Raw genomic sequence first — 21976 nt, 5'->3', positions numbered from 1 at the left:
TCTCTTTGCTTGAATCATGTGCCCAAACAAATTGCCCGAACAAATTATTGGGGTTGGAACAGTTTCTATCGGTCTGATTTAGGCGCGTTTATTGCGCAACTAGCCAGCCCCCATCAACATCAATTGTTGTGCCAGTAATAAAATCATTCTCAATCGCAAAGATGATCGCTGATGCAACCTCGGCTGGCAAGCCGGCCCGGTCGATCAAGTGGGTCTTGGTGACATTCTGATAATGCTTGTTGCGGTCATCACCACTCAACGCCACCATTGGCGTGTCAATAATGCCCGGTGAGACAACATTAACCCGCTTTGGAGCGATTTCCGCGGCGATTGCACGGGTAAAGGCCTCAACGGCACCACCAACGGCAGACAAAGCGATCTGCCCCGGCTTTGGCTTGCGGGCAGGGCTGCCACTGACAAGAACAATGCTGCCATTATCACGAACATGCGATGCGCCATAGCGGACGACGTTGGCATAGCCCCATAATTTGTCGAACGAGCCCCGAAACCCCTTTACGTCCATTTCCATAAACGGGCCAAAAGCGCGTGAGCCGCCAGTGGCTGAATTCACCAGAATGTCGATATCACCTTCAGCATTGAAAAAGGCCTCAACCGCTTCGCCATCACGCGTGTCCAGTGCAGCAAGGCGAATGCCAGCGGGAACGTTGCCAGCCTTGCTTGGGTCACGGCTCACGGCAACAACTTCTGCGCCCTTCTCAACAAGCATAAGGCTCGCCGCTAGGCCAATGCCCGACGTACCCCCGATAACAATGGCTTTTTTACCTGCAATATCCATGATGTGTCTCGATCCTTTGTAACAAACGATAAATAATAGACCGCCAAGCTAGAGCATTTTACCTGTTGCCATCAATATGTTAATGCAGGGGCCTGTCGCTTTGGGACGGTTTTTGCGTGAATGTTCAGTCGGCAGCAACCTGTTGTTGGATGATAAGTACCAGTTTGCTGCCAGTTTTCAGCCCAAGGTCAATCTTGGTCATTTCAACTTGGCAACCGATTTCTTGATTTGACGTAGACTGCTTGTTGCGGCTTTCAAGCTTTGCTCCAGCTGTTCAATCTGCGCCGTTAGCCGCTGTATTTTCCGGCCAACTGCATCATTGCCGACAGGCTGCCTGCCAAGCCCGCTTAAAAGATAGGGCGGCGAAATATTCAAAATGCCAGCCAGCGCAACAAGCTTGTTCGCCCGTGGCTCGGACCGGTCAGCCTCCCACGCCTCATAGGTTGCCGCCCTCACCCCGAGGCGTTTGACGACATCTGCAACGCTAAGGCCAGAGGCTTCGCGCGCCATCGAAATGCGGCCGCCAAGGGTGGTGTCTTCTTCATTTGCATGAAAGATTGTCCGATGCGGCATGGTGGTAAACCTCATAAGCGGTTGTGTGGGTTTCAGCGCTTGTCCGAATGCAGCGCAGCATCACCAGCCTAGACAAGGCAAGAGTGCCGATCAAGTCCTGTGACCCGGTAATGACGAAACTGAGAGGATGTCGGCGAAATGAAGCCAGCAGTGACCGGATGATAAAATCTGCCCAAATGCTTGATCTTTTCTCTGCTGTCTTTTGCCCATGATGCTGGCTATAGTTGAAGCTGGCTATGGTTGAAGCTGGCCGCATGATTGTCATGGTTTAAAGGATATCCTTTCCGGCCGTTATTGTTAAAATGTCACCGCCGCACCAAATCTGGCCAGTAAAAAATGCTGAAATGAGAGATGCCGTTATGTTGAGTTTCCAATTTGTCATTGTGGGCATTGCCGCTTGTGTCATTTTTGATCTATGGCAACGTATTTTTCAGAAATTGACGGCCATTCCACCGAGCAATTGGGCATTGGTTGGGCGCTGGAGTCTTGGTTTAATGACCAATGGTCAGTTAATTGCCCGTGATCTTGAAGCAAGGCCAGAGCGCCGCCATGAATTGGCGCTTGGCTGGGCGGTTCACTATGGCGTTGCAATCGGCTATGCGGCAGTTTTTGCATGGTTATTGGATCGCAATATTTTTGACGCCGGATTTCTTGGTGGGTTGGTCTTTGGCGTGATCAGCGTGTTAGTGCCATGGCTGTTTTTCCTGCCCTGTCTTGGCAAAGGGATAATGGCGCGCCTGACGCCGAACCCGCCGCTTGTTTGTGCGTTGGCGTTGATGATGCACTCACTTTTTGGTGTTTCAATCGGGCTTGGCTTTGCAGTTCTAGCTGGGTAATCGGCGGTGCATGGCGCGGCCACGCGGTTATGATCCGACCTCATGAACCTCAATGATATTGCCGTCAGGGTCATAAAAGAAAATCTGCTGCCAGCCGGCAACTGCCGTCTCGCCCCAGTCGGAAAAGGCAATGCCCTTGGCGATTAGATGCGCCTTAAAAGCGTCCAGATCATCGGTGCGATAGGCAATATGACCGCGCTCGAGTGGATTGACGATATGGCCAGTGCGAAACCTGACATTAAGATCCTTTTGCGCGAGATGCGTTTGGATATGACCGTCGGAAACAAACGCAACATCGCCATCATAGCCTTTCTTTTTTTTCCAGAACGGGCAGGCCTTCGGTTTCGGTTTTAAGCCCCAAAACATCACGGTAAAACTGATCCATGCCAGGAACATTGTTGGTCGATAGATTAATGTGATGCAGCTTTAACTTCATGTTTTCCTCGCTTGATCGCTTTTTTTGAGCCTCTATCAATCCACCTTGTCAAGCTGGCGTCAATCAAGGACAGTCACTAAGGCGATTATTTTACCGGCTGACGCTCGGGAAATGGCCAAAAGAACGGGTGATGGTTGCTGAAACTAGCTTTGGAGGCATGATGAATGAAAACGGTAATTGTAACAGGCGCGGCGCGCGGTATCGGGCTTGCCACAGCGCGGCTTTTTACCGATCAGGGCTATCAGGTAGCGATGGTTGACCGGGATGCCGACGTACTAAACGAGGCGGCGGCAACGCTTGACGGGGGCAGGGCTTTTATCTGTGATGTGTCAGATCCCGGGGCAGTTGAGGCAATGGTGGCAGATGTGCTGGCATTTTCCGGGCGGATTGATTGTCTGGTCAATAACGCCGGTGTGGCCGATTTTTGCCCGATCGAAGAGGCAAGCTTTTTGCGCTGGCGGACAATCATGGCAACCAATCTGGATGGCGTCTATCTGTGCTCGCGCGCAGTTCTAGGGGGGCTCAAGCAGAGCCGCGGCAATATCGTCAATATAGCGTCGATTTCAGGGCTGCGCGCGTCAACCTTGCGCGTTGCATATGGCACGTCAAAGGCGGCGGTGATTCAAATGACCCAGCAATTTGCCGCCGAGATGGGCGAGCATGGTATTCGGGTGAATTGTGTGGCCCCGGGTCCGGTGCGCACAAAATTGGCAATGGCGGTTCATAGTCAGGAGATTATTGATGCCTATCATGATGCTATTCCGCTGAACCGATATGGCAGCGAGGCTGAAATTGCCGAGGCGATTGTGTTCCTTGGTTCAGAAAAAGCCAGCTATATCACCGGCCAAACACTGGCTGTCGATGGTGGTTTTGAGGCAACGGGTGTCGGGTTGCCAGCATTGCGCGTCTAAGTGATGCCATTTGGCGCTTACCCGAGGCAGACCAAAATCGGCCAGAATATAAAAGATATTTCGCGCCGATTACGGGGTTAGCTCCAGCATGATATTGCCCCTTGTGCGGGCGGCGGCGTGATAGCCGTTTTCCAGCAACCAGCCCAGAATGTCGCGTTCCCAACGGGCATTAATACCGTCCTCCATCACAATCAATTTTGGATATTGATCTTTACCAATCGCCTCAAAATACGGAAATAAGGCGCGGTCTTCCATGCCCTCAATATCAATTTTGATGATATCAGCCTTGGCAACGCCATCGGCCTTTAAAATATCAACAAGCGGCATAATTCCAACCTCGATATGCGATGTGCCAACATTGTCATTCACGATCGAGCTACTGCCAAAATCACTGTCCGAGACGGTTAGTTTTGCCACGCCGGCAACCGCGCCAACGGCAACCGGGTGAACAGTGATCTTTGCCGCAAGCTCATTCAGCGCAATATGATCACGCAGCCGCGCCAACATAGGCGGATTTGGTTCAACCGCAATAACCTGATCGGCGTTCATCAGCGCCGCATTCAGCGCGTAATAGCCGACATTCGCGCCAATATCGACAATCACGCCCCCGCCCAGAAGATGATGCCGGATCATCGTCAATTCAGCTGCTTCCCGCCGTTTTGCGCTGAACATGATCTTTGCATCAATCGTATTTCGGCGAGGTTGCAGGCGCAATTTCAGCGCGTGATAGATCAGATCAACAGGCTGGTCGCCATTGAGCCGGTTCCAAAGCCGAGAAAATAATAGTTTCAACCGGCCGCGGCCAAATCCAATTTTGGCAAGGGTCAGAATAATCCGGTTCACACCGGTTGGCGCAAAAGTTCCAAAAATTTGCAAGTGAGTGGACCCTTATTGATGAATTCGTAACCTATACTAGCGTTAACCTATACTGCCCGTTGGTGCCTGCCAAGATGATCCGTTCTGAAGGATTTTCAATTGGGCAAAACATTCTCGATAAATGGGGCGCGGCATGGTTATGCGGATGTGGTCAAAACGGCGACGCTGACAAGCGCCAAAACCAGCGCGCCGCGGGTAATCGGCGGCACCAGCTTCATGACTGTGGGGTGGGGTGGGATGTTTTGTCTTGCCCTTATGTTTAGGTGGATATTCAGAAAAGCCACGGTGCCAAGTAAAATTGCCGCGCCAAGCATTTTGAAATGGAACGCTATGCCCAAGGTGAAACTGCCATAAAGCTGATGGATCAGCAAAAAGCCGGTGATCCATAATGCGAGAATTGCAACGAGGCCAAGCCGTGCCAGTGCCATCATGGTTTTTTGAACTGGTAGCGCCGGCGGTATACCGGCTTTTTGATGATTTTTGAACAGCATCAAATTGGCAACGCCCAAACCACCTGCCAGAAATAGCGAGATGTAATGGAAAAACTTCATTATCACGACAATGGTCATGTGCCTGCGCCCCCCCCCGTGCTGTGGATTTCACGCCGCCTTTTTGGCGTTTAACGCTTGAATATAAACAGCCTAATCAAACGCCATATCCCCCGGATCAAGATTGCCCGAACAATCGGGTTTTGCAAGAGGCGTTGGGCCAAAGCGCGCGGTTTACCGGCGGCGTGGCTTGATGCGCGCAACCGCGTCACCGCCTTGATCGCGGCCACGACCAAGAGGAAGGCCAGAACAGAGATGAGAATGATCTTTAGCATCTGTGAGGTTTCGCCGTTTTTCAAACTGAAACCAGTTTTACGGCGGCCACGACAATATAGTAACCGCAAGGGGGGGTGGGTAGTTTCACCGCCATATCGTGCCAAATAAGATCGCCAAATCAGACCGCCAAATCAACTGCTGACATGAGCCAAATCAGGCTTGAGAATGCGGGGCGGGTATCACCATTTTCATGAGGGGTAGATGGTGCTGGCGGAGAGACTCGAACTCCCAACCGCCCGATTACAAATCGGGTGCTCTACCAATTGAGCCACGCCAGCGATCTCGGGCTTTTTACCAGAGATTTCCGTGCGGTCAATAGCCGTAATGCTAAAAATCTGGCTTTTGGTGAAATCAACGCCATTTCTGGCGGCCAACCTAATCATGTTATTGCCGTCGCCAAGCGGTCATTTTCGGCCGTCATATTTCGGCTGAAACAGTGCATTAATGGTGATAGGCATCCCGCACGATGCTAGCCAGATGATGCGGTAGGAGGCTCTGCGGCCCATCGTTCAGGTAAAGGAGGATCCGAAATTCGGGCAGCTCTGGCAGGCCAGCAGCGGCGGGAATTTCTTCCCAATCCTCATGGCGACTTTGTTCCAAGACCGCGACAACGGCGAGACCGGCGCTGACATATGGGATGCTATCAAGACAGCTGGCTGTGGTGAAGGTCATGTCCCATTCGATATTTTCAGCGTCCAGCTTTTCGATCACTGTTTTGCGGAACATACAGTGCTTTCGTAGGTCAGTGGCAAGGGGCGCCGTCGCCATATCTGCTTGTTACCGCGTTGACAAAACCATTTTAGTGGCTGCGAGGATAGAAATTCGCCGCCCCTCGCATCATCTGCCTCGGTGGTGAGGATTAAGTCCAGTGTGCCTTTCGCCAATTCTTCCTTTAACTCACTTGTCCGGGTTGAAACCAGCTTGATCTGGACGCGCGGAAATGCATCGCTGAACGCTTTCAAAATGTTCGGAATATGCGGATATAGAATATCTGGCGGCACCCCCATGACAAGCGTGCCCTCAAATTGCGTATTGGTCATCCGGTTCCAGACTTCGTCGTTGATGCCCAGAATTTGCCTGCCATAGCGGGCGAGCTGTTCGCCATGCGGGGTCAGTTCAATGCCGCGCCCAGACCGGCTAATCAGGTCGAGATTAAGCATCGATTCAAGGCGCTTTATCTGCATTGAAACAGTTGATTGGGTGAGGTGTAGGCGATCAGCAGCCGCAGTTACACCGCCAATTTCCGCAACAGCAACGAACGAACGAAGCGCCGTCAGATCAAGGGTTCTGTTCATATCAATATCCTTGATGATTTCATCCAAGATTTATCATTATTCAAAATAGGTTCAATTAACCAAAATCACCCAACACGATAAATTTGTCGCGATGATCTGGTCACTTGGCCGGGGCATCGATCGCAAATGATCACGAGCCTATCAGCAGCGAGGAGCGGGACATGACCCAGTTAGATCACAGCCATGAAACATACAGAACCAGCGCAATTCGTGCGGTGAAAAGCGCATTGTTGCTGGCCGCTATTGGCACAAAGGCACGGCGGCTGTGCGGTGCGTGTTTACGTGCTTATTCGATGCGTATTGAATTGGCGCGCCAGCGGCGGCACCTTGCCCATATGCCTGAATGGCAGCGCCGCGATATCGGTATTGATCGGGTCGCCGCCAAAACCGAAGCCAGCCGCGGTTCATGGGTGGGGCGGGTGCCGTGGCAGAGCCAAATTGCAGGTGTCAGCTACAGCGCAAAAAAAAATGATGATCATGGCGTATCAGAACGGGCTGTCCTGATCGGCGTTTCACCTCCGGTACCGGCCAAGAACGCCAGTTCTGATAGAAGGTTTTGGGCATTGGCCGGCAGCCCTTAGCGAGGCCATTTTGCCTAATTTCGACCAACGTCCTGTGGGTCAGCTCAAGGCCACCTCTCTTGAGCTGGCTCGCCCGATTACCCAACCATACTGATCATTTGTTCGCGTCCGGTTTATAGAGGCTTGCCGCATAAAGCGCGATCGCAGCGGCATTCGAAACATTCAGGCTTTCGGCATCTTCATTGATATTAATCCGAACCAGCATGTCGCAATGGTCACGGCTGAGACGCCGCAGGCCGCTCCCTTCGGCACCAAGCATAATGGCAAGCCGCTGATGCGTGCCAAGGGCGCTCACTTCGACATCACCCTCGCCAGCAAGACCGGCAACCAGAAACCCGTGATCCTGTAATTGCTCGATAGCGCGGGCCAGATTAACCACTCGGATCAGGGGCACATGATCCAGCGCGCCAGATGCGGTTCGTGCCAAGACGCCATTTTCCTCGGCGGCATTGCGAAAGGTCGTGATCAGTGCGGCAACACCAAAGGCCCGCGCCGAACGCATGATTGCCCCAACATTGCGCGGATCAGATAATTGATCAAGCAGCAGCAGGCGAACCGGTTCTGCCTGTTCTTGGTCATTATCTGGTCGAAGATGGATTGCAAGATTGGCAAGAAAATCATCAAGATGCGGTGGGTCTAACGGCCAAACCGCCGCGGCAATCCCCTGATGCACAGCTTTTTCACCGGCATCGCCGATAGGATCAAGGCGGCTGCGGTCTGTCAGCTGCGGTGTCGGCAGTTCGGCCTGACGCTGTGCTGGCAGATCAGTGATCACGGCCGTCAGCGCATCGCTGCTATCATTGGTGATATAGAGCTGCTGGATGCGCCGATCCGGATTCGCAAGTGCCGCAAAAACGGCGTGGCGCCCCCAGATGAAATAGCCGTTCTGTGGGGGTTTTGGCACGGTCTTGCCGCCTGCATGACCCATATTTCCCGATTGCGCCGGCCGCTTGGCAGGATTATGCCGGCCGTTAGGATCGGCCGCAGCACCGCGATTAGCATTTGGCTTTTGCCGGTTTCGGTGCGGGTTTTTCGCCGAATGTTGTTTTTTCGCGCTTTTTGGGGCCATGAGACGACTTCTTTGTTGACAAATTAGCTGTGCCTTTTTATCTCGCAGGATCGCCGCGTCATTGCAAGCAAAGAGCGCGCGATAAAATGGCGAGCCGGTGGGGTGGCCGAGTGGTTAAAGGCAGCAGACTGTAAATCTGCCCGCGTAGCGTACGTAGGTTCGAATCCTACCCCCACCACCACCGCCAATCTGACTACTGCGTGGGTGCGCGGAATGACGGTGGTGCCTGCGCCGGCGTCAAAAGTTGAAATCACATGGGGCTGGAAGACGTTAGCATAGCGTCGGCCCACTAAAGCGAGATAAAGGGCGAAACAAGATGTCCAAGGCAAAGTTTGACCGTTCCAAGCCGCATTGTAACATTGGCACGATTGGCCATGTTGACCACGGCAAGACCTCATTGACCGCAGCGATCACAAAGATTTTGGCTGAGTCTGGTGGCGCTGAGTTTTCAGCATATGACCAGATTGACAAGGCGCCAGAAGAGCGTGCGCGCGGCATCACGATTTCAACAGCGCATGTTGAGTATGAGACAGCCAACCGTCACTACGCCCACGTTGATTGTCCGGGCCACGCCGATTATGTGAAGAACATGATCACTGGTGCGGCGCAGATGGATGGCGCGATTTTGGTTGTATCAGCGGCTGATGGCCCGATGCCACAAACCCGCGAGCATATTTTGTTGGCGCGTCAGGTTGGTGTGCCTGCTTTGTGCGTATTCATGAACAAGGTTGATCAGGTTGACGACGAAGAGTTGCTTGAGCTGGTTGAGATGGAAATTCGTGAGCTGTTGTCATCATATGACTTCCCTGGCGATGATATTCCGATTGTTCGTGGTTCAGCATTGGCAGCATTGGAAGACAGCAACGAGACCATTGGTCGTGAAGCGATCAAGGCGCTGATGGATGCGGTTGATGGCTATATTCCCCAGCCAGAGCGTCCGAAGGATCAGCCATTCTTGATGCCGATTGAGGATGTGTTCTCGATTTCGGGTCGTGGTACAGTTGTGACTGGCCGTATTGAGCGCGGTATCGTGAATGTTGGTGAAGAGATCGAGATTGTTGGTCTGAAAGACACACAAAAGACAACCTGCACCGGTGTTGAGATGTTCCGCAAGCTGTTGGATCAGGGTGAAGCTGGCGATAACGTTGGTGTTCTGCTTCGTGGTACCAAGCGTGAAGAGGTTGAGCGCGGTCAGGTATTGTGTAAGCCGGGTTCAATCGCACCGCATACCGAGTTCAAGTGTGAGGCCTATGTTTTGACCAAGGATGAGGGTGGTCGTCATACACCATTCTTCTCGAACTATCGCCCACAGTTCTATTTCCGGACAACAGACGTAACCGGATCAGTGGTATTGCCGGAAGGCACCGAGATGGTTATGCCTGGCGATAACATTGCAATGACCGTGACATTGATCGCACCAATTGCGATGGATGAAGGTCTGCGCTTTGCGATCCGTGAAGGTGGCCGCACCGTTGGTGCCGGCGTCGTTGCTACGGTCATTAAGTAAGGCCGCCTATCGACGAACGGTGATTTATGTGTCTTATTATCAGGCACTGATCATTTAGGAGTGTAGCTCAATTGGTAGAGCACCGGTCTCCAAAACCGGGGGCTGGGGGTTCGAGCCCCTCCACTCCTGCCAGATAAAGCTGTAGTGCATACAGTAAAGCCCCTCTCAGCCCGAAGCGGTTGAGGGGGGTTTTTGTTTGTCGCCAGATGCCTTTTCTGACATGGTTTTCGTTGCCAGTTCTTTGATGCGAGGCGTGATTTATCGCCAACGGCCACAGGTTTGTCCTAAACATGGGACTGGTTCTGACGTTAAGCCTGCTTAGCCAGACAATGTTCAGGCCAGCCGCATTTAACGCTGGCGTAAAGGATAACCGACAGATGCGCGCGCCCAAAAGAAACAGTCAAGCTGATCCTGGTTTTTGCCAGTGCTGGCTGCGGCGTTGCCAATGGCGTTGCTTAATTGGGATGAGTTGCGTGATTTTTGCGCTCGGTTTGTCGCCGGCGACAGCCCAATATCCGGGTGTTAGCAGTGACGCATCATCGGCGTCGGTGAGTGCTGATGATGACAGCGCTTCGGCGCGTAGCCGTGATGCTGCCAATGATAGCCAAAGTGATGCGGCCAATGATGCTGCCAATGATAGCCAAAGTGATGCGGCCAATGATGCTGCCAATGATTCGGGACGCGACGACGGCGGCGATACCAATTTCAACGCGTCAGAAAATGCGCGAAAGACCCTAACGCGGCAGAAGCCCCGTCAGCGTTATTTTATCCGTAAACTTCGGCTTGAATTTGCCGGTATGGAATTGATTGAACGTAAAACCGGCGTCCCATTTTCGCGCGATGATGTGCCGCGTTACCTTGACGAACTGCGCGCCGAACTTGCCATGATGGGCACTGCAAACGCGTTGGCGGTGCAAAGCCTTGCGGGTGATACACGGCATATCGAGACCGAGATAAACCAGCATATCGACCATTTACTTGGGATGATTGGCGCGCCCAAAAACGGTTCACGAGGCCTCGCCACAGGGTTTTTTATGCCCATCCCACCGTTACCTAAAACGGTCGATGCGGTGACCGCAAAAATGGGAGCTTTATCGCTAAAGTACGAATTAATGGAATATGGCGAGAAGGCGTTGCAGGCGATGGGCGCGTATCGTTAGCGCCCTGCTAAAATATTCATTCGCCAAAATAATCTTTAGACAGCCTATCAAGCGGCGGCGCAAAACAGGGTTATGATGTGGCCGGATTGACCATTTCATAGAGGCCGGTGTGATCGGCGTCATGGCCGAGCTGGTCAACAGCAACCGCTAGATACTCATTTAATGCTGTCGTTATTGGTGCATCAAATCCGGCATTTTTGATCAATTCGCTGGCAATACCGACATCTTTCGCCATCAAACGCAGGAAAAAGCCGGAATCGTATCGGCGTGAAATGATAAATGGCTCAAGCTTGACCTCGGTGGTATTGTTGCGGCCGGTCGATCCGTTAATCACCTTGGTAAATGTTTCTGGCGCGATGCCAAATGATTGTGCGGTTGCGAGTGCCTGCATGCTGGCCAGTAATCCGGCGGCTGAAACATAGTTGTTTAGCGCCTTCATTGCATGACCAGCGGCCAATGGCCCGACATGGGCGACCTCACCGAAACAAGCAAGCAGCTTGCCAGCCGTTTCCAGATCGCCAGCATCGCCGCCAGCCATCACCATTAATGTGCCAAGCGCAGCTTTCTTGCGCCCGCCTGATACCGGCGCGTCAATCAGGCGAATGCCGCGGTCGGCTAGCTGCTTGCCAAGGGCGATGGTGCCTTCGGGTTGGCTGGACGACATATCAATGATCAAGCCGGAAAAGCCAGCATCAGCCAGACTGGTCGCAACTTTGGTAACAACGTTGCCGTCGGGAAGCATTAAGACGATTGCATCGCAGCCAGCAAGATCAACGAGCTGGTTCGCCATGATGACGCCAGTGTCATCGTCAAGCCGCGCCGCCGGATCAAATCCGGTTACGCTAAACCCTGCCTGAACAGGCAAAGGCGCCATAACCGATCCCATCGCGCCCAATCCAACAAACCCAATTGATTTCATGTTTTACAGTTCCTTTTTCGGATCGCCCAGCCAGTCCGTTTGAGCAGGTGATGGTTTTTATGAAAAATAATTGATATAGCACGCTAGCCTATTTTGATATCGCTGGTAAACGCTGTTTTGCAGCTTTACATGCTGCCATCTGCGCAAATTACGAACGCCAGTTAGGCTTGATCTTTCCGGCGCCTGCCGCCAAGATGCACCGCTTGCCAAGATGTGCTCGTCGCCGTTCAAAATCGGAAACAGCCGGCCAAGCGAGACGATCATATGAGAATGCGTATGACAATGCGTAAAGATGCCCGTCCAAGAGAGGTTTTTGATGAGTGAAATCACCGTTTGGGGGCGTAAATCCTCGGTCAATGTCCAATTGGTGTTATGGGCGCTTGACGAGATGCGCCTGCCATATCAACGCCTCGACGCCGGTTTTATCTATGGGGTGGTCGATACTGACGAATTTCGGGCGATGAACCCGAATGGCCGTGTGCCGGTATTGATTGATGGCGATGCGCCGCCAATTTTTGAGTCGGCGGTGATCCTGCGCTATCTTGCTGGCCGATATGGTGATGAAAGTTTCTGGCCATCGGCGGCGGCGGCGCGGGCGCAGGTCGATAAATGGGCCGAATGGGCGAAATGGAATTTTGGTCACGCCTTTATCATGACGGCATTCTGGAAATTGGTGCGCACGCCAGCTGATAAGGTTGATCATGATGCGGTTCGGGCGGCGCTGGTCACCCTCGAAGATATTCTGGCGATGGCTGATGCTAGGCTTGCCACCAGCACCTATCTTGCCAGTGATGCGTTTACCCTTGCTGATATCGCCTTTGGCTATTGCCTCTACCGCTATTACGATATTGATGTGGTGCGGCGTGATTTGCCGCATCTACGGCGCTATTACGAGTTGCTGTGTCGCCGGCCAGCCTATCAAAACAATATCATCGTATCTTATGACGAATTGCGGGCGTGACCGGTGATGAGGTGCCGGTATATGGTTTGACGTAACGGCGGCCAATGTGATCTTGAAATTGCCGTTAAGAAGTTCCAAAGGTTGGGTTGGCGTCCTATTTCGGGAGCGTCATGTTTGGCCGGATTTTTTGGGTTTTTTCGTTACACCGGGCGCACCGGATGCATCGGATGCCATTTTCTGTGGAGTTCTCATGTCAAAATCTGCCCCGCCTGCCGTCAAGGCACTGCCCGTAAGGATGCCGCCCATTGGGGTGCTGATTTTGGCCGCGTCTAGCGCCAATCTTGGTCTGTCCATATTATCGCCGGTTATCACCGGTCTTCGCGATGATCTTGACGCCTCGGCCAATCAGGCACAGCTGGTGCTTAGTGCCTTTATGCTGTCGGTTGCCATCAGCCAGTTAATTAGTGGATCACTATCTGACCGGTTCGGCCGGAAACGCGTTCTTGTCGGCGGCGCGGTCATCTTTGCCGTTGGCGGCTTTGGTGCGCTGTTTTCTGGCGATATCGATATGTTGATTTGGTTCCGTATTTTGCAAGGGGTTGGGGCGGCAGCCTGTATGACCATGGGACGGGTCATCGTAAATGATGTCTACAAGGGGGCCGAGGCGGCGCGTAAATTATCAATCGTCAGCAGCGCGCAGGCTATTGTTCCTGCATTAAGTTTTGCTTTTGGTGGGGTGATTGCCGAATTTATCGGATGGCGCGGCAGCATTGGCATCATGGTCATGGGCGCGCTTTTGATCACCGTCACGTCATATCTGTTCATTGACGAATCGCACCAGCGTGACCCCGCCCCAACCGCTCCGATATCGGCGATTACAGCCTATTTGCAGTTACTTCGCACGCCGGGGGTGATGTTTCACGGGTTAACCGGTGGTCTGGCGGTTGGGATGTTTTTCGCCATGGGCGGTGCGATGCCCTATGAATTCGACCGTATGGGTGTTGGCCCGCTGGAATATGGACTGTTCTTTGCGATGACCTCGGTTGGCTATGTTTTCGGGAATTTTGCCAATCGCCAGCTGGTTGGTTCTGTTGGCGTTGTCCGCATGGCGTTTTTAGGCAGCCTGCTGACGGTTCTGGTGCCGTTGACGATGCTGTTAGTGGCGCTTGGCGGGGTTATGACGCCGTTGCTGTTGTCTTTTTTATGCTTCTGCTTTGGCTGTTGTAATGGTTTGGTCATTGCCAATTCGATGATTTGCAGCATGCAGGCAGCGGGCAAAAATAGTGGGGCGGGGGCTGGTATTTTAGGCGCGATGCAGATGCTGTTTGGCGCCGTTGCAGGCAGCGTGATTATCGCGCTTGGTGGTGCTAATCAATTTGTCGTGACCGCAACCGGCCTCTTGATCATGTCGTTATGCGCGGCATTGTCATCTTTTATGGCGCCGGACGCGCGATAAATGGTTGCCTTCCTGCGGTGGTTTTGATAGAAGCCGCTATCCAAGGATGTGCGACCAGCCTTTCACGGTATAAATAGCCAGACCCTTTTTGCGAGGGCGCTGGCCATTAGCCTGATAGAAAACCCACGAAAACCGTCGGGTGCTGATTGCTTTGCCTTGACTAAATTTGAACTTGAATTGGCAGATATCGATGGCTAAAGTGTCGCCCGCACAATTTGTTAGGCAGGTCCGTCAGGAAATCAACCGGATTTCCTGGGCTACTAAGCGTGAGACGGGCACGGCCACACTAACTGTGTTTATAATGACAACAATTGCCGCGCTGTTTTTTCTGTTGGTTGATTGGGTGTTGTCGAATGGTGTCCAGTTTGTTCTTGGCCTTGGTGGCTAAGAGCGAAGTGGTTTTTTGTCGTTTCGCCTTGGCGAATCGCATCGGGAAAGAATGGTAATGGCCAAGCGCTGGTATGTCCTTCATGTCTTCTCAGGATCTGAGAAAAAGGTCGCGCAGTCTATCCGTGAGCAAGCAGCTACGCATGGATTGGAAGATCAGATCGAAGACGTCATGGTTCCGACCGAAAACGTGGTCGAGGTCAAGCGCGGTGTCCGCGTTGAGGGTGAGCGTAAATTTTTCCCCGGCTACATTCTGGTGAAATTAGAACTAAGCGATGAAGCGTGGCAGATGGTGACAAGCCAGCCGCGGGTTACCGGTTTTCTTGGTGGCAAGGGTCGCCCGATCCCAATTACTGACAAGGAAGCCGAGCGGCTTATCAAGCAAGTCAGCGAAGGGGTTGAGCGTCCACGGACAACCATCACCTTTGATATCGGCGAGCAGGTGCGGGTGGCTGACGGGCCGTTTGCATCATTTAACGGCTATGTCGAAGAGGCCGATGATGATAAGGCGCGCTTGAAAGTGGCGGTCTCTATCTTTGGCCGGTCAACGCCGGTTGAGCTGGAATATAGTCAGGTCGAAAAAATATAGATTTTTAAAGTGCCGCACTCGGTGGGCGGCAAATGAACATCGCGCCTGTCGATGGCAGGCGGTACCTATGTCAAGGAAGCATTAAGATGGCAAAGAAGATCCAAGGTTACATCAAGCTGAATATTCCGGCAGGCGCGGCCAATCCGTCGCCACCAGTTGGCCCAGCATTGGGCCAGCGCGGTGTAAACATCATGGAATTCTGTAAGGCGTTCAACGCGGCAACAGATTCGCTGGAAAAGAATATGCCAGTGCCGGTTGTCATCACTGTCTATCAGGACAAGTCATTCTCATTTGTCACCAAAACTGCGCCAGTGAGCTATTTCTTGAAAAAGGCTGCCGGTCTGAAGGGTGGATCAAAAGAGCCGGGCCGTTCGGTTGCCGGCAAGGTAACAATGGCGCAGGTGCGCGAAATTGCCGATCAGAAGATGGGCGATATGAATGCTGTTGACGTTGAAGGCGCAATGCAAATGGTGATCGGCTCTGCCCGTGCCATGGGCCTCGAAGTCGTGGAGGGCTAAGAAGATGGCAAGAAATAGCAAGAATTTGAAAGCAGCCTACGCGGCGATTGACCGGAACAAGGCGTATGAACTTGCCGAAGCTGTTGCGCTGGTAAAGGGCAATGCCAAGGCAAAATTTGACGAGACCATCGAAATTTCGATGAATCTTGGGGTTGATCCACGCCATGCAGACCAGATGGTTCGCGGCGTTGTTGCCATGCCAAATGGCACTGGCAAGACCATGCGGGTTGCCGTCTTTGCAAAAGACGCCAAGGCGGATGAGGCAAAAGCCGCTGGTGCCGATCTTGTTGGTGCCGAAGATCTGGCCGAAGCAATCCAGAACGGCGAGTCAGGCTTTGACCGGGTGATTGCGACACCTGACATGATGGGTGTTGTGGGTCGTCTTGGTAAGGTTCTTGGCCCACGCGGCCTGATGCCAAACCCGAAATTGGGCACAGTGACTGCCGATGTTGCAGCCGCGGTCGCCGCTGCCAAGGCTGGTGAAGTGCAGTACCGCGCTGAAAAAGCTGGTGTTGTTCATGCCGGTATCGGTAAGGCCAGCTTTGACGAGGCAAAAATTGTCGAGAACGCATCAGCATTTATTGATGCGGTTCGCAAAGCACGTCCATCTGGTGCCAAAGGCCAGTATGTAAAAAAGATCACCATTTCATCAACAATGGGCGCAGGTGTGTTCGTTGAGGAAGCAGCCGGCCAATAAGGCTGGGGTAATAAGAATTCTTCAGCTCATGCCATTGGCTGGGTTGGAGACCAGGGGCAGATGTGGTTACACACAAATGCCCCGCACCTGTCCAAGACTACGGGGGTGCTGCCATCGGCAGGACTTAATAACCCGTAATAGACGGGGAGCAAGGGCGAAGAATTTCGCTTGAACTTCTTATGGGCAGGCCAGCGGACTGGCGGTGACCGTCGGTTCATTTTGCAACTAGGCAGACAGTGGGTGACCCACACTGCCCAATCGAGAGCGGAGACGATCGGTGAATAGAACAGAAAAAGCCGAACTGATCGAAACGCTGCAATCAGCCTTTAATGAGTCATCAACAATTGTTGTGGCGCATCAGGTTGGTATGACCGTTGCGGAAAGCGGTGACCTGCGCAAAAAAATGCGGGACGCCGATGCTGGCTTCAAGGTAACCAAAAATCGGATTGCCAAGCTAGCGCTAAAGGGCACGCGCTTCGAAGATCTTGACAGCCTGTTTACTGGACCAACAGCCGTTGGTATGTCGCAAGACCCAGTCGCAGCCGCCAAGACCCTCGTTGATTTTGCCAAGGGAAATACAAAGCTGACCATTGTTGGCGGCAGCATGGACGGGAAAATTCTCGACAAAGCTGGCGTTGAAGCATTGGCCAAATTGCCTTCTCTTGACGAATTGCGTGGCAAGCTTGTCGGGCTTATCCAAGCTCCGGCAGCCAAAATTGCACGGGTTACTCAGGCTCCGGCCGGCAAACTCGCTCGTGTAATCAAGGCACGCGAAGACCAATTGCAGCAAGGGGCATAATGCCCAAAATCAGAAGTTCAAGCCTTAATGGAGTATATAATGGCTGATATCGCAAAAATCGCAGAAGACCTCTCTAACCTAACAGTTCTTGAAGCTGCTGAATTGGCAACCATGCTAGAAGAGAAGTGGGGCGTTTCTGCCGCTGCTGCTCCTATGGCTGTTGCAATGCCTGCTGGTGGTGACGCCGGCGGCGCAGCCGAAGAAAAGACTGAATTTGATGTTGTTCTGGCGTCCGCAGGTTCGTCAAAGATCAACGTCATTAAAGAAGTACGCAGCATCACCGGCCTTGGTCTGAAAGAAGCCAAAGATTTGGTTGAAGGCGCACCAAAGGCTGTTAAGGAAGGCGTGTCTAAGGACGAAGCCGACCAGATCAAAGCAAAGCTTGAAGAAGCTGGCGCAACTGTCGAAGTTAAATAACTTGGCAGTACAGCTGGTTTTTTAGCTGTCTAAAATATTTGCACCGGGCGGTTTCGGCTGTCCGGTGCAAGGTCGTTTAATAATCGGCGGTTTTTAACCGGTCCGAAACCCACTTGAAAAAGCGCCTATGGCTTGTAGATTTTGCCACTGGCGGCTTGAGTTATGACGAGGGATCACTGATGGTATCGCATGTAAGCACTCTGGACAGCCGCAAACGGGTACGCCGCACTTTCGGTCAACTTGAAGAAGTGACCCCAATGCCCAACCTTATTGATGTTCAGCGCTCAAGCTATGATACTTTCTTGCAGATGGATGTGGCCGCACACGAGCGGGCTGATCTGGGTTTGCAGGAAACCTTCAAATCGGTATTTCCAATTGAGGATTTCGCCGGTCGGTCAATTCTGGAATTTGTTTCCTATGACCTTGAAACCCCAAAATATGACGTCGAAGAATGCCAGCAGCGCGGTTTGACCTTTGCGTCGCCGCTGCGCGTCACACTTCGTCTGGTTGTTTGGGAAGAAAATGAAGATACCGGATCGCGTTCAATCCGCGATATCAAGGAACAGGATGTCTATATGGGCGATATGCCGTTGATGACATCGAATGGTACCTTCATCGTGAACGGCACCGAGCGCGTAATCGTATCGCAAATGCATCGGTCACCGGGGGTGTTTTTCGACCATGATCGCGGCAAGACGCATGCTTCTGGCAAATTGCTGTTTGCTGCACGGGTAATTCCTTACCGCGGCTCGTGGCTGGATTTCGAATTTGACGCCAAAGATATCTTGAACGTACGGATCGACCGCAAGCGCAAGCTGCCGGCAACAACCTTTATGATGGCACTGCCTGATGAAGATTCGGCTGCCTATATGGCAAGCTGTGAGGAAAGCGGTGAAGCCGTTGATCCAAGCCGGATCGTTGGCATGAGCCGTGAAGAAATTCTGGGCAATTTTTACAAGTCAGTGAATTATCGCCGTCGGGGCGATGGCTGGGCCTATGATTTTGATGTCGATGCGTTGAAAGGCAGCAAGCTGATCCGTGATCTGGTCGATGCGAAAACCAAAAAGGTCATTGCTAGCGCTGGTACCAAAATGACCCCGCGGTCGCTGAACAAGCTGGCCGAAGCCGGGGTGAAGTCGGTTCTTGTTGGTGATTCAGATTTGCTGGGCCGGTTTGCTGCTGAAGATGTTGTCAATATGACAACTGGCGAGGTCTTTGCCGAGGCTGGTGATGAAATCACCGAGGATTTGCTTGCCAAGCTGGATGCCAATGGCACCAAGGAAATCAGCACTCTGTTCATTGACAATGTTAATTTTGGCCCGCATCTGCGCAACACGCTGGCGGCTGATCGTAACACCTGCCGTGAAGAGGCGCTGGTTGATATCTACCGTGTCATGCGCCCGGGCGAGCCGCCAACATTGGAAAGCTCGCATGGCCTGTTCCAGAGCTTGTTCTTTAACTCTGATCGGTATGATTTGTCGTCAGTCGGTCGGGTAAAAATGAATTCGCGCCTCGATCTTGAAACCGAGGACAATCTCCGCATCCTGCGCAAACAGGACGTCATGGCAATTCTGAAGGTTCTGGTCGGTCTGAAAGACGGTCAGGGCGACATTGACGATATTGACCATCTTGGCAACCGCCGTGTGCGTTCGGTTGGTGAATTGATGGAAAACCAGTACCGGATTGGCTTGCTTCGCATGGAGCGTGCCATTCGTGAGCGTATGGGATCAGTTGAAATCGACACGGTTATGCCTGCCGATCTGATTAATGCCAAGCCAGCCGCCGCTGCGGTTCGTGAATTCTTTGGCTCATCACAATTGTCACAGTTTATGGACCAGACAAACCCATTGTCTGAAATTACCCATAAACGCCGCGTTTCGGCCCTTGGGCCGGGCGGTCTGACCCGCGAGCGTGCGGGCTTTGAGGTGCGCGATGTTCACCCAACCCATTATGGCCGTATCTGCCCGATTGAAACACCTGAAGGGCCAAATATTGGTCTGATCAACTCGTTGGCAACCTTTGCCAAGATCAACCGCTATGGCTTTATCGAAACACCTTATCGCAAGGTTGTTGACGGTCAGGTGACGGCTGAGGTGCGGTATATTTCAGCGATGGAAGAGGGCCGCTACACAATTGCGCAGGCGAATGCCGAACTGGATGGCGACAATAAATTTGTTGGCGAATTGATCCCGGTTCGCCGTTCAGGTGATATTGGCCTTGCCCGGCCAACCGATATTGAACTGATGGATGTATCGCCAAAGCAGCTAGTTTCAGTTGCGGCGGCATTGATCCCGTTCCTAGAGAATGATGATGCGAACCGCGCCCTTATGGGATCGAACATGCAGCGTCAGGCAGTGCCGCTTTTGCGCGCCGAAGCACCGATCGTCGGCACGGGTATGGAAGCGCGTGTGGCGCGGGATTCTGGTGTTACAATCGTTGCGCATCGTGCCGGTGTTATCGATCAGGTTGATGCAACCCGTATCGTGGTTCGCGCCAGTGAAGATACCGAAGGCAACGTATCGCCTGTTGATATATACAGCCTGTTGAAATTCCAGCGCTCAAACCAGAACACAACTGTCAATCAGCGTCCGCTCGTGAAGGTTGGTGATACGGTTCGCCGCGGTGATATTATTGCCGATGGCCCGTCTACCGAGGATGGTGAATTGGCTTTGGGCCGGAACGTGCTGGTCGCGTTCATGCCTTGGAATGGTTACAATTTTGAGGATTCAATCCTGATTTCTGAGCGTATTGTCCGCGATGATGTTTTCACCTCGATCCATATCGAGGAATATGAGGTCATGGCGCGCGATACCAAACTTGGACAAGAAGAAATCACGCGCGATATCCCGAACGTCGGTGAAGAGGCTCTGAAAAATCTTGATGAGGCTGGCATCGTCTATGTTGGTGCCGAGGTCGGGCCGGGTGATATTCTTGTTGGCAAGGTTACGCCAAAGGGCGAGTCACCAATGACACCTGAAGAAAAGTTGCTTCGGGCGATCTTTGGTGAAAAGGCGTCGGATGTTCGTGACACATCACTCAAGCTGCCACCGGGTGGGTCTGGCACAATTGTCGAGGTGCGGGTGTTCTCGCGCCGCGGCGTTGAAAAGGACGAGCGGGCATTGGCGATTGACCGGGCGGAGATTGACCGTCTTGGCAAGGACCGCGATGACGAGCGCGCTATTTTGGAGCGTGGTTTCCATGGCCGGATGAGTGAATTGCTTGATGGGCAAACCGTTGCCAGCGGGCCAAAGGGCATGAAAGCCGGCACCGTGCTGACGCAGGAAATTCTTGATGAATTGCCAAAGTCGCAATGGCAGCAGATCGCCGTTAAGGATGATGATGTCCAAAAACTGGTCGAGGCGCAGGTTGCCAACTTTGACTCAGCTGTTGCTGCATTGCAGGCACGCTTTACCGACAAGGTAGACAAGCTGCAGGGCGGCGATGAATTGCTGCCGGGCGTGATGAAGATGGTAAAAGTCTTTGTGGCGATCAAGCGTAAGCTTCAGCCCGGTGATAAAATGGCTGGCCGTCATGGCAACAAAGGGGTGATTTCCCGCATCGTGCCAATGGAAGACATGCCGTATCTGGATGATGGTACACCTGTTGATATCGTGCTGAACCCGCTTGGGGTGCCGTCGCGGATGAACGTCGGTCAGATTCTCGAAACGCATCTTGGCTGGGCTGCTCGCGGCCTTGGTAAACAGATCGGCGCCGCCGCCGAGGCTGCACGCGCCAATCTCGACACCAAGCCAATCCGCACGATGCTGGCTGATATCTATAGTAACGAGCAATATAGCTCTGAGCTGGCGGTGATGGATGATGATCAGATCATCGAGCAGGCCGGTATTCTGGCACGCGGCGTCCCAATGGGAACCCCTGTCTTTGATGGTGCGCGCGAGGCCGATGTCATTTCGCTGCTGGAAAAGGCTGGGCTTAGCAAAACCGGGCAGGAATGGTTAACCGATGGCCGTACTGGCGAGGTCTTTGATCGTCAGGTAACCGTTGGCTACATCTATATGCTGAAGCTGCATCACCTTGTTGATGACAAGATTCATGCCCGCTCGATTGGCCCCTATTCGCTTGTCACCCAGCAGCCGCTTGGTGGTAAGGCGCAATTCGGTGGTCAGCGCTTTGGTGAGATGGAAGTCTGGGCATTGGAGGCCTATGGCGCGGCCTACACCTTACAGGAAATGCTCACGGTGAAATCGGACGATGTTTCAGGCCGTACCAAGGTTTATGAAGCGATTGTCCGCGGCGATGATGATTTTGAGTCCGGCATTCCGGAATCCTTCAACGTTCTTGTCAAAGAGCTGCGCTCACTTGGCCTGAATGTCGATCTCCACGAGGCCGAATATTAAACCGGCTTATGACCAGCCTTTTCAGAAAAGGCTGGTCTGGCTGACCCAAACCCAATTGACTCACACGACAC

The 21976-nt window shown here is 52.8% G+C and carries 23 protein-coding genes and 3 tRNA genes; 16 read left to right on the top strand and 10 right to left on the bottom strand.

Annotated features, from left to right (window positions below):
* Nucleotides 1-88 precede the first annotated feature (88 nt).
* Entirely contained in the window at nucleotides 89-796 is a 708-nt protein-coding gene (locus tag AB8881_03130; protein ID XDZ63890.1) for an SDR family oxidoreductase, read from the bottom strand.
* A gap of 198 nt (nucleotides 797-994) precedes the next feature.
* The gene (locus tag AB8881_03125; protein XDZ63889.1) at nucleotides 995-1369 is read right to left on the bottom strand and encodes a helix-turn-helix domain-containing protein; all 375 of its coding nucleotides are present in this window, start codon (nucleotides 1367-1369) and stop codon (nucleotides 995-997) included.
* A 359-nt stretch (nucleotides 1370-1728) separates the two neighbouring features.
* On the opposite strand from AB8881_03125, the gene AB8881_03120 reads away from it, so the two are divergent.
* Nucleotides 1729-2205 (top strand): DUF2938 family protein, encoded by a 477-nt coding sequence (locus AB8881_03120; GenBank protein XDZ63888.1) that lies wholly within the window; start codon nucleotides 1729-1731, stop codon nucleotides 2203-2205.
* 27 nt (nucleotides 2206-2232) lie between these two features.
* Here AB8881_03120 and AB8881_03115 read toward each other — a convergent pair whose 3' ends face one another.
* The gene (locus AB8881_03115; protein ID XDZ63887.1) at nucleotides 2233-2571 is read right to left on the bottom strand and encodes a VOC family protein; all 339 of its coding nucleotides are present in this window, start codon (nucleotides 2569-2571) and stop codon (nucleotides 2233-2235) included.
* 234 nt (nucleotides 2572-2805) lie between these two features.
* Here AB8881_03115 and AB8881_03110 point away from each other — a divergent pair, with 234 nt between their 5' ends.
* A complete protein-coding gene (locus tag AB8881_03110; GenBank protein ID XDZ63886.1) occupies nucleotides 2806-3552 on the top strand; it encodes an SDR family NAD(P)-dependent oxidoreductase in 747 nt (248 codons plus the stop codon).
* A gap of 69 nt (nucleotides 3553-3621) precedes the next feature.
* Here AB8881_03110 and AB8881_03105 read toward each other — a convergent pair whose 3' ends face one another.
* From AB8881_03105 to AB8881_03085, 5 genes are all read right to left on the bottom strand, one after another.
* On the bottom strand, nucleotides 3622-4428 hold the full coding sequence (locus AB8881_03105) for an FkbM family methyltransferase (protein XDZ63885.1): 807 nt from the start codon (nucleotides 4426-4428) through the stop codon (nucleotides 3622-3624).
* A 137-nt stretch (nucleotides 4429-4565) separates the two neighbouring features.
* Nucleotides 4566-4997 carry a hypothetical protein gene (locus AB8881_03100; GenBank protein XDZ63884.1) on the bottom strand — a complete coding sequence of 144 codons (432 nt, stop codon included), beginning with the start codon at nucleotides 4995-4997 and terminating at the stop codon, nucleotides 4566-4568.
* A 457-nt stretch (nucleotides 4998-5454) separates the two neighbouring features.
* A tRNA-Thr gene (locus AB8881_03095) sits at nucleotides 5455-5530 on the bottom strand.
* Between the two features lie 163 nt (nucleotides 5531-5693).
* Nucleotides 5694-5978, bottom strand: a complete 285-nt coding sequence (locus tag AB8881_03090) for a hypothetical protein (protein ID XDZ63883.1) — start codon at nucleotides 5976-5978, stop codon at nucleotides 5694-5696.
* Complete coding sequence (locus AB8881_03085; protein ID XDZ63882.1) at nucleotides 5960-6547, bottom strand: LysR family transcriptional regulator; 588 nt, start codon at nucleotides 6545-6547, stop codon at nucleotides 5960-5962. Before AB8881_03085 ends, AB8881_03090 begins: the two co-directional genes overlap by 19 nt.
* Nucleotides 6548-6708: 161 nt before the next feature.
* On the opposite strand from AB8881_03085, the gene AB8881_03080 reads away from it, so the two are divergent.
* Nucleotides 6709-7128: a DUF1127 domain-containing protein gene (locus tag AB8881_03080; protein ID XDZ63881.1), complete on the top strand. Its 420-nt coding sequence runs from the start codon at nucleotides 6709-6711 to the stop codon at nucleotides 7126-7128.
* A gap of 94 nt (nucleotides 7129-7222) precedes the next feature.
* Here the strand turns inward: AB8881_03080 and rlmB are convergent, their stop codons facing one another.
* Nucleotides 7223-8197 carry a 23S rRNA (guanosine(2251)-2'-O)-methyltransferase RlmB gene (gene rlmB / locus AB8881_03075; GenBank protein XDZ63880.1) on the bottom strand — a complete coding sequence of 325 codons (975 nt, stop codon included), beginning with the start codon at nucleotides 8195-8197 and terminating at the stop codon, nucleotides 7223-7225.
* 96 nt (nucleotides 8198-8293) lie between these two features.
* On the opposite strand from rlmB, the gene AB8881_03070 reads away from it, so the two are divergent.
* The 4 genes from AB8881_03070 (at nucleotide 8294) to AB8881_03055 (ending at nucleotide 10864) form a co-directional block, all read left to right on the top strand.
* Nucleotides 8294-8378, top strand: a tRNA-Tyr gene (locus tag AB8881_03070).
* 135 nt (nucleotides 8379-8513) lie between these two features.
* Entirely contained in the window at nucleotides 8514-9704 is a 1191-nt protein-coding gene (gene tuf, locus AB8881_03065; protein XDZ63879.1) for an elongation factor Tu, read from the top strand.
* 56 nt (nucleotides 9705-9760) lie between these two features.
* Nucleotides 9761-9836, top strand: a tRNA-Trp gene (locus AB8881_03060).
* 341 nt (nucleotides 9837-10177) lie between these two features.
* Nucleotides 10178-10864: a hypothetical protein gene (locus tag AB8881_03055; GenBank protein ID XDZ63878.1), complete on the top strand. Its 687-nt coding sequence runs from the start codon at nucleotides 10178-10180 to the stop codon at nucleotides 10862-10864.
* A 70-nt stretch (nucleotides 10865-10934) separates the two neighbouring features.
* Here the strand turns inward: AB8881_03055 and AB8881_03050 are convergent, their stop codons facing one another.
* Nucleotides 10935-11783 (bottom strand): NAD(P)-dependent oxidoreductase, encoded by an 849-nt coding sequence (locus tag AB8881_03050; protein XDZ63877.1) that lies wholly within the window; start codon nucleotides 11781-11783, stop codon nucleotides 10935-10937.
* 316 nt (nucleotides 11784-12099) lie between these two features.
* On the opposite strand from AB8881_03050, the gene AB8881_03045 reads away from it, so the two are divergent.
* From AB8881_03045 to rpoB, 9 genes are all read left to right on the top strand, one after another.
* Nucleotides 12100-12744, top strand: coding sequence for a glutathione S-transferase family protein (locus AB8881_03045; GenBank protein XDZ63876.1), 645 nt, complete (start codon nucleotides 12100-12102; stop codon nucleotides 12742-12744).
* A gap of 190 nt (nucleotides 12745-12934) precedes the next feature.
* On the top strand, nucleotides 12935-14140 hold the full coding sequence (locus AB8881_03040; GenBank protein XDZ63875.1) for an MFS transporter: 1206 nt from the start codon (nucleotides 12935-12937) through the stop codon (nucleotides 14138-14140).
* A 190-nt stretch (nucleotides 14141-14330) separates the two neighbouring features.
* On the top strand, nucleotides 14331-14528 hold the full coding sequence (gene secE, locus AB8881_03035; protein ID XDZ63874.1) for a preprotein translocase subunit SecE: 198 nt from the start codon (nucleotides 14331-14333) through the stop codon (nucleotides 14526-14528).
* A 57-nt stretch (nucleotides 14529-14585) separates the two neighbouring features.
* A complete protein-coding gene (gene nusG, locus AB8881_03030; GenBank protein ID XDZ63873.1) occupies nucleotides 14586-15116 on the top strand; it encodes a transcription termination/antitermination protein NusG in 531 nt (176 codons plus the stop codon).
* Nucleotides 15117-15202: 86 nt separating this feature from the next.
* Nucleotides 15203-15634 carry a 50S ribosomal protein L11 gene (gene rplK / locus AB8881_03025; protein ID XDZ63872.1) on the top strand — a complete coding sequence of 144 codons (432 nt, stop codon included), beginning with the start codon at nucleotides 15203-15205 and terminating at the stop codon, nucleotides 15632-15634.
* A 4-nt stretch (nucleotides 15635-15638) separates the two neighbouring features.
* Nucleotides 15639-16331, top strand: a complete 693-nt coding sequence (gene rplA / locus AB8881_03020; protein XDZ63871.1) for a 50S ribosomal protein L1 — start codon at nucleotides 15639-15641, stop codon at nucleotides 16329-16331.
* 277 nt (nucleotides 16332-16608) lie between these two features.
* The gene (gene rplJ, locus AB8881_03015) at nucleotides 16609-17130 is read left to right on the top strand and encodes a 50S ribosomal protein L10 (GenBank protein XDZ63870.1); all 522 of its coding nucleotides are present in this window, start codon (nucleotides 16609-16611) and stop codon (nucleotides 17128-17130) included.
* A 39-nt stretch (nucleotides 17131-17169) separates the two neighbouring features.
* On the top strand, nucleotides 17170-17547 hold the full coding sequence (gene rplL / locus AB8881_03010; protein ID XDZ63869.1) for a 50S ribosomal protein L7/L12: 378 nt from the start codon (nucleotides 17170-17172) through the stop codon (nucleotides 17545-17547).
* Between the two features lie 179 nt (nucleotides 17548-17726).
* Entirely contained in the window at nucleotides 17727-21905 is a 4179-nt protein-coding gene (gene rpoB / locus AB8881_03005) for a DNA-directed RNA polymerase subunit beta (protein XDZ63868.1), read from the top strand.
* Nucleotides 21906-21976 lie beyond the last annotated feature (71 nt).

Source organism: Alphaproteobacteria bacterium LSUCC0396 (assembly GCA_041228345.1).
Classification (GTDB): domain Bacteria; phylum Pseudomonadota; class Alphaproteobacteria; order Puniceispirillales; family Puniceispirillaceae; genus UBA3439.
The sequence above is the reverse complement of the archived record's forward strand: the minus strand, read 5'-3'. Positions and strand labels throughout refer to the sequence as shown.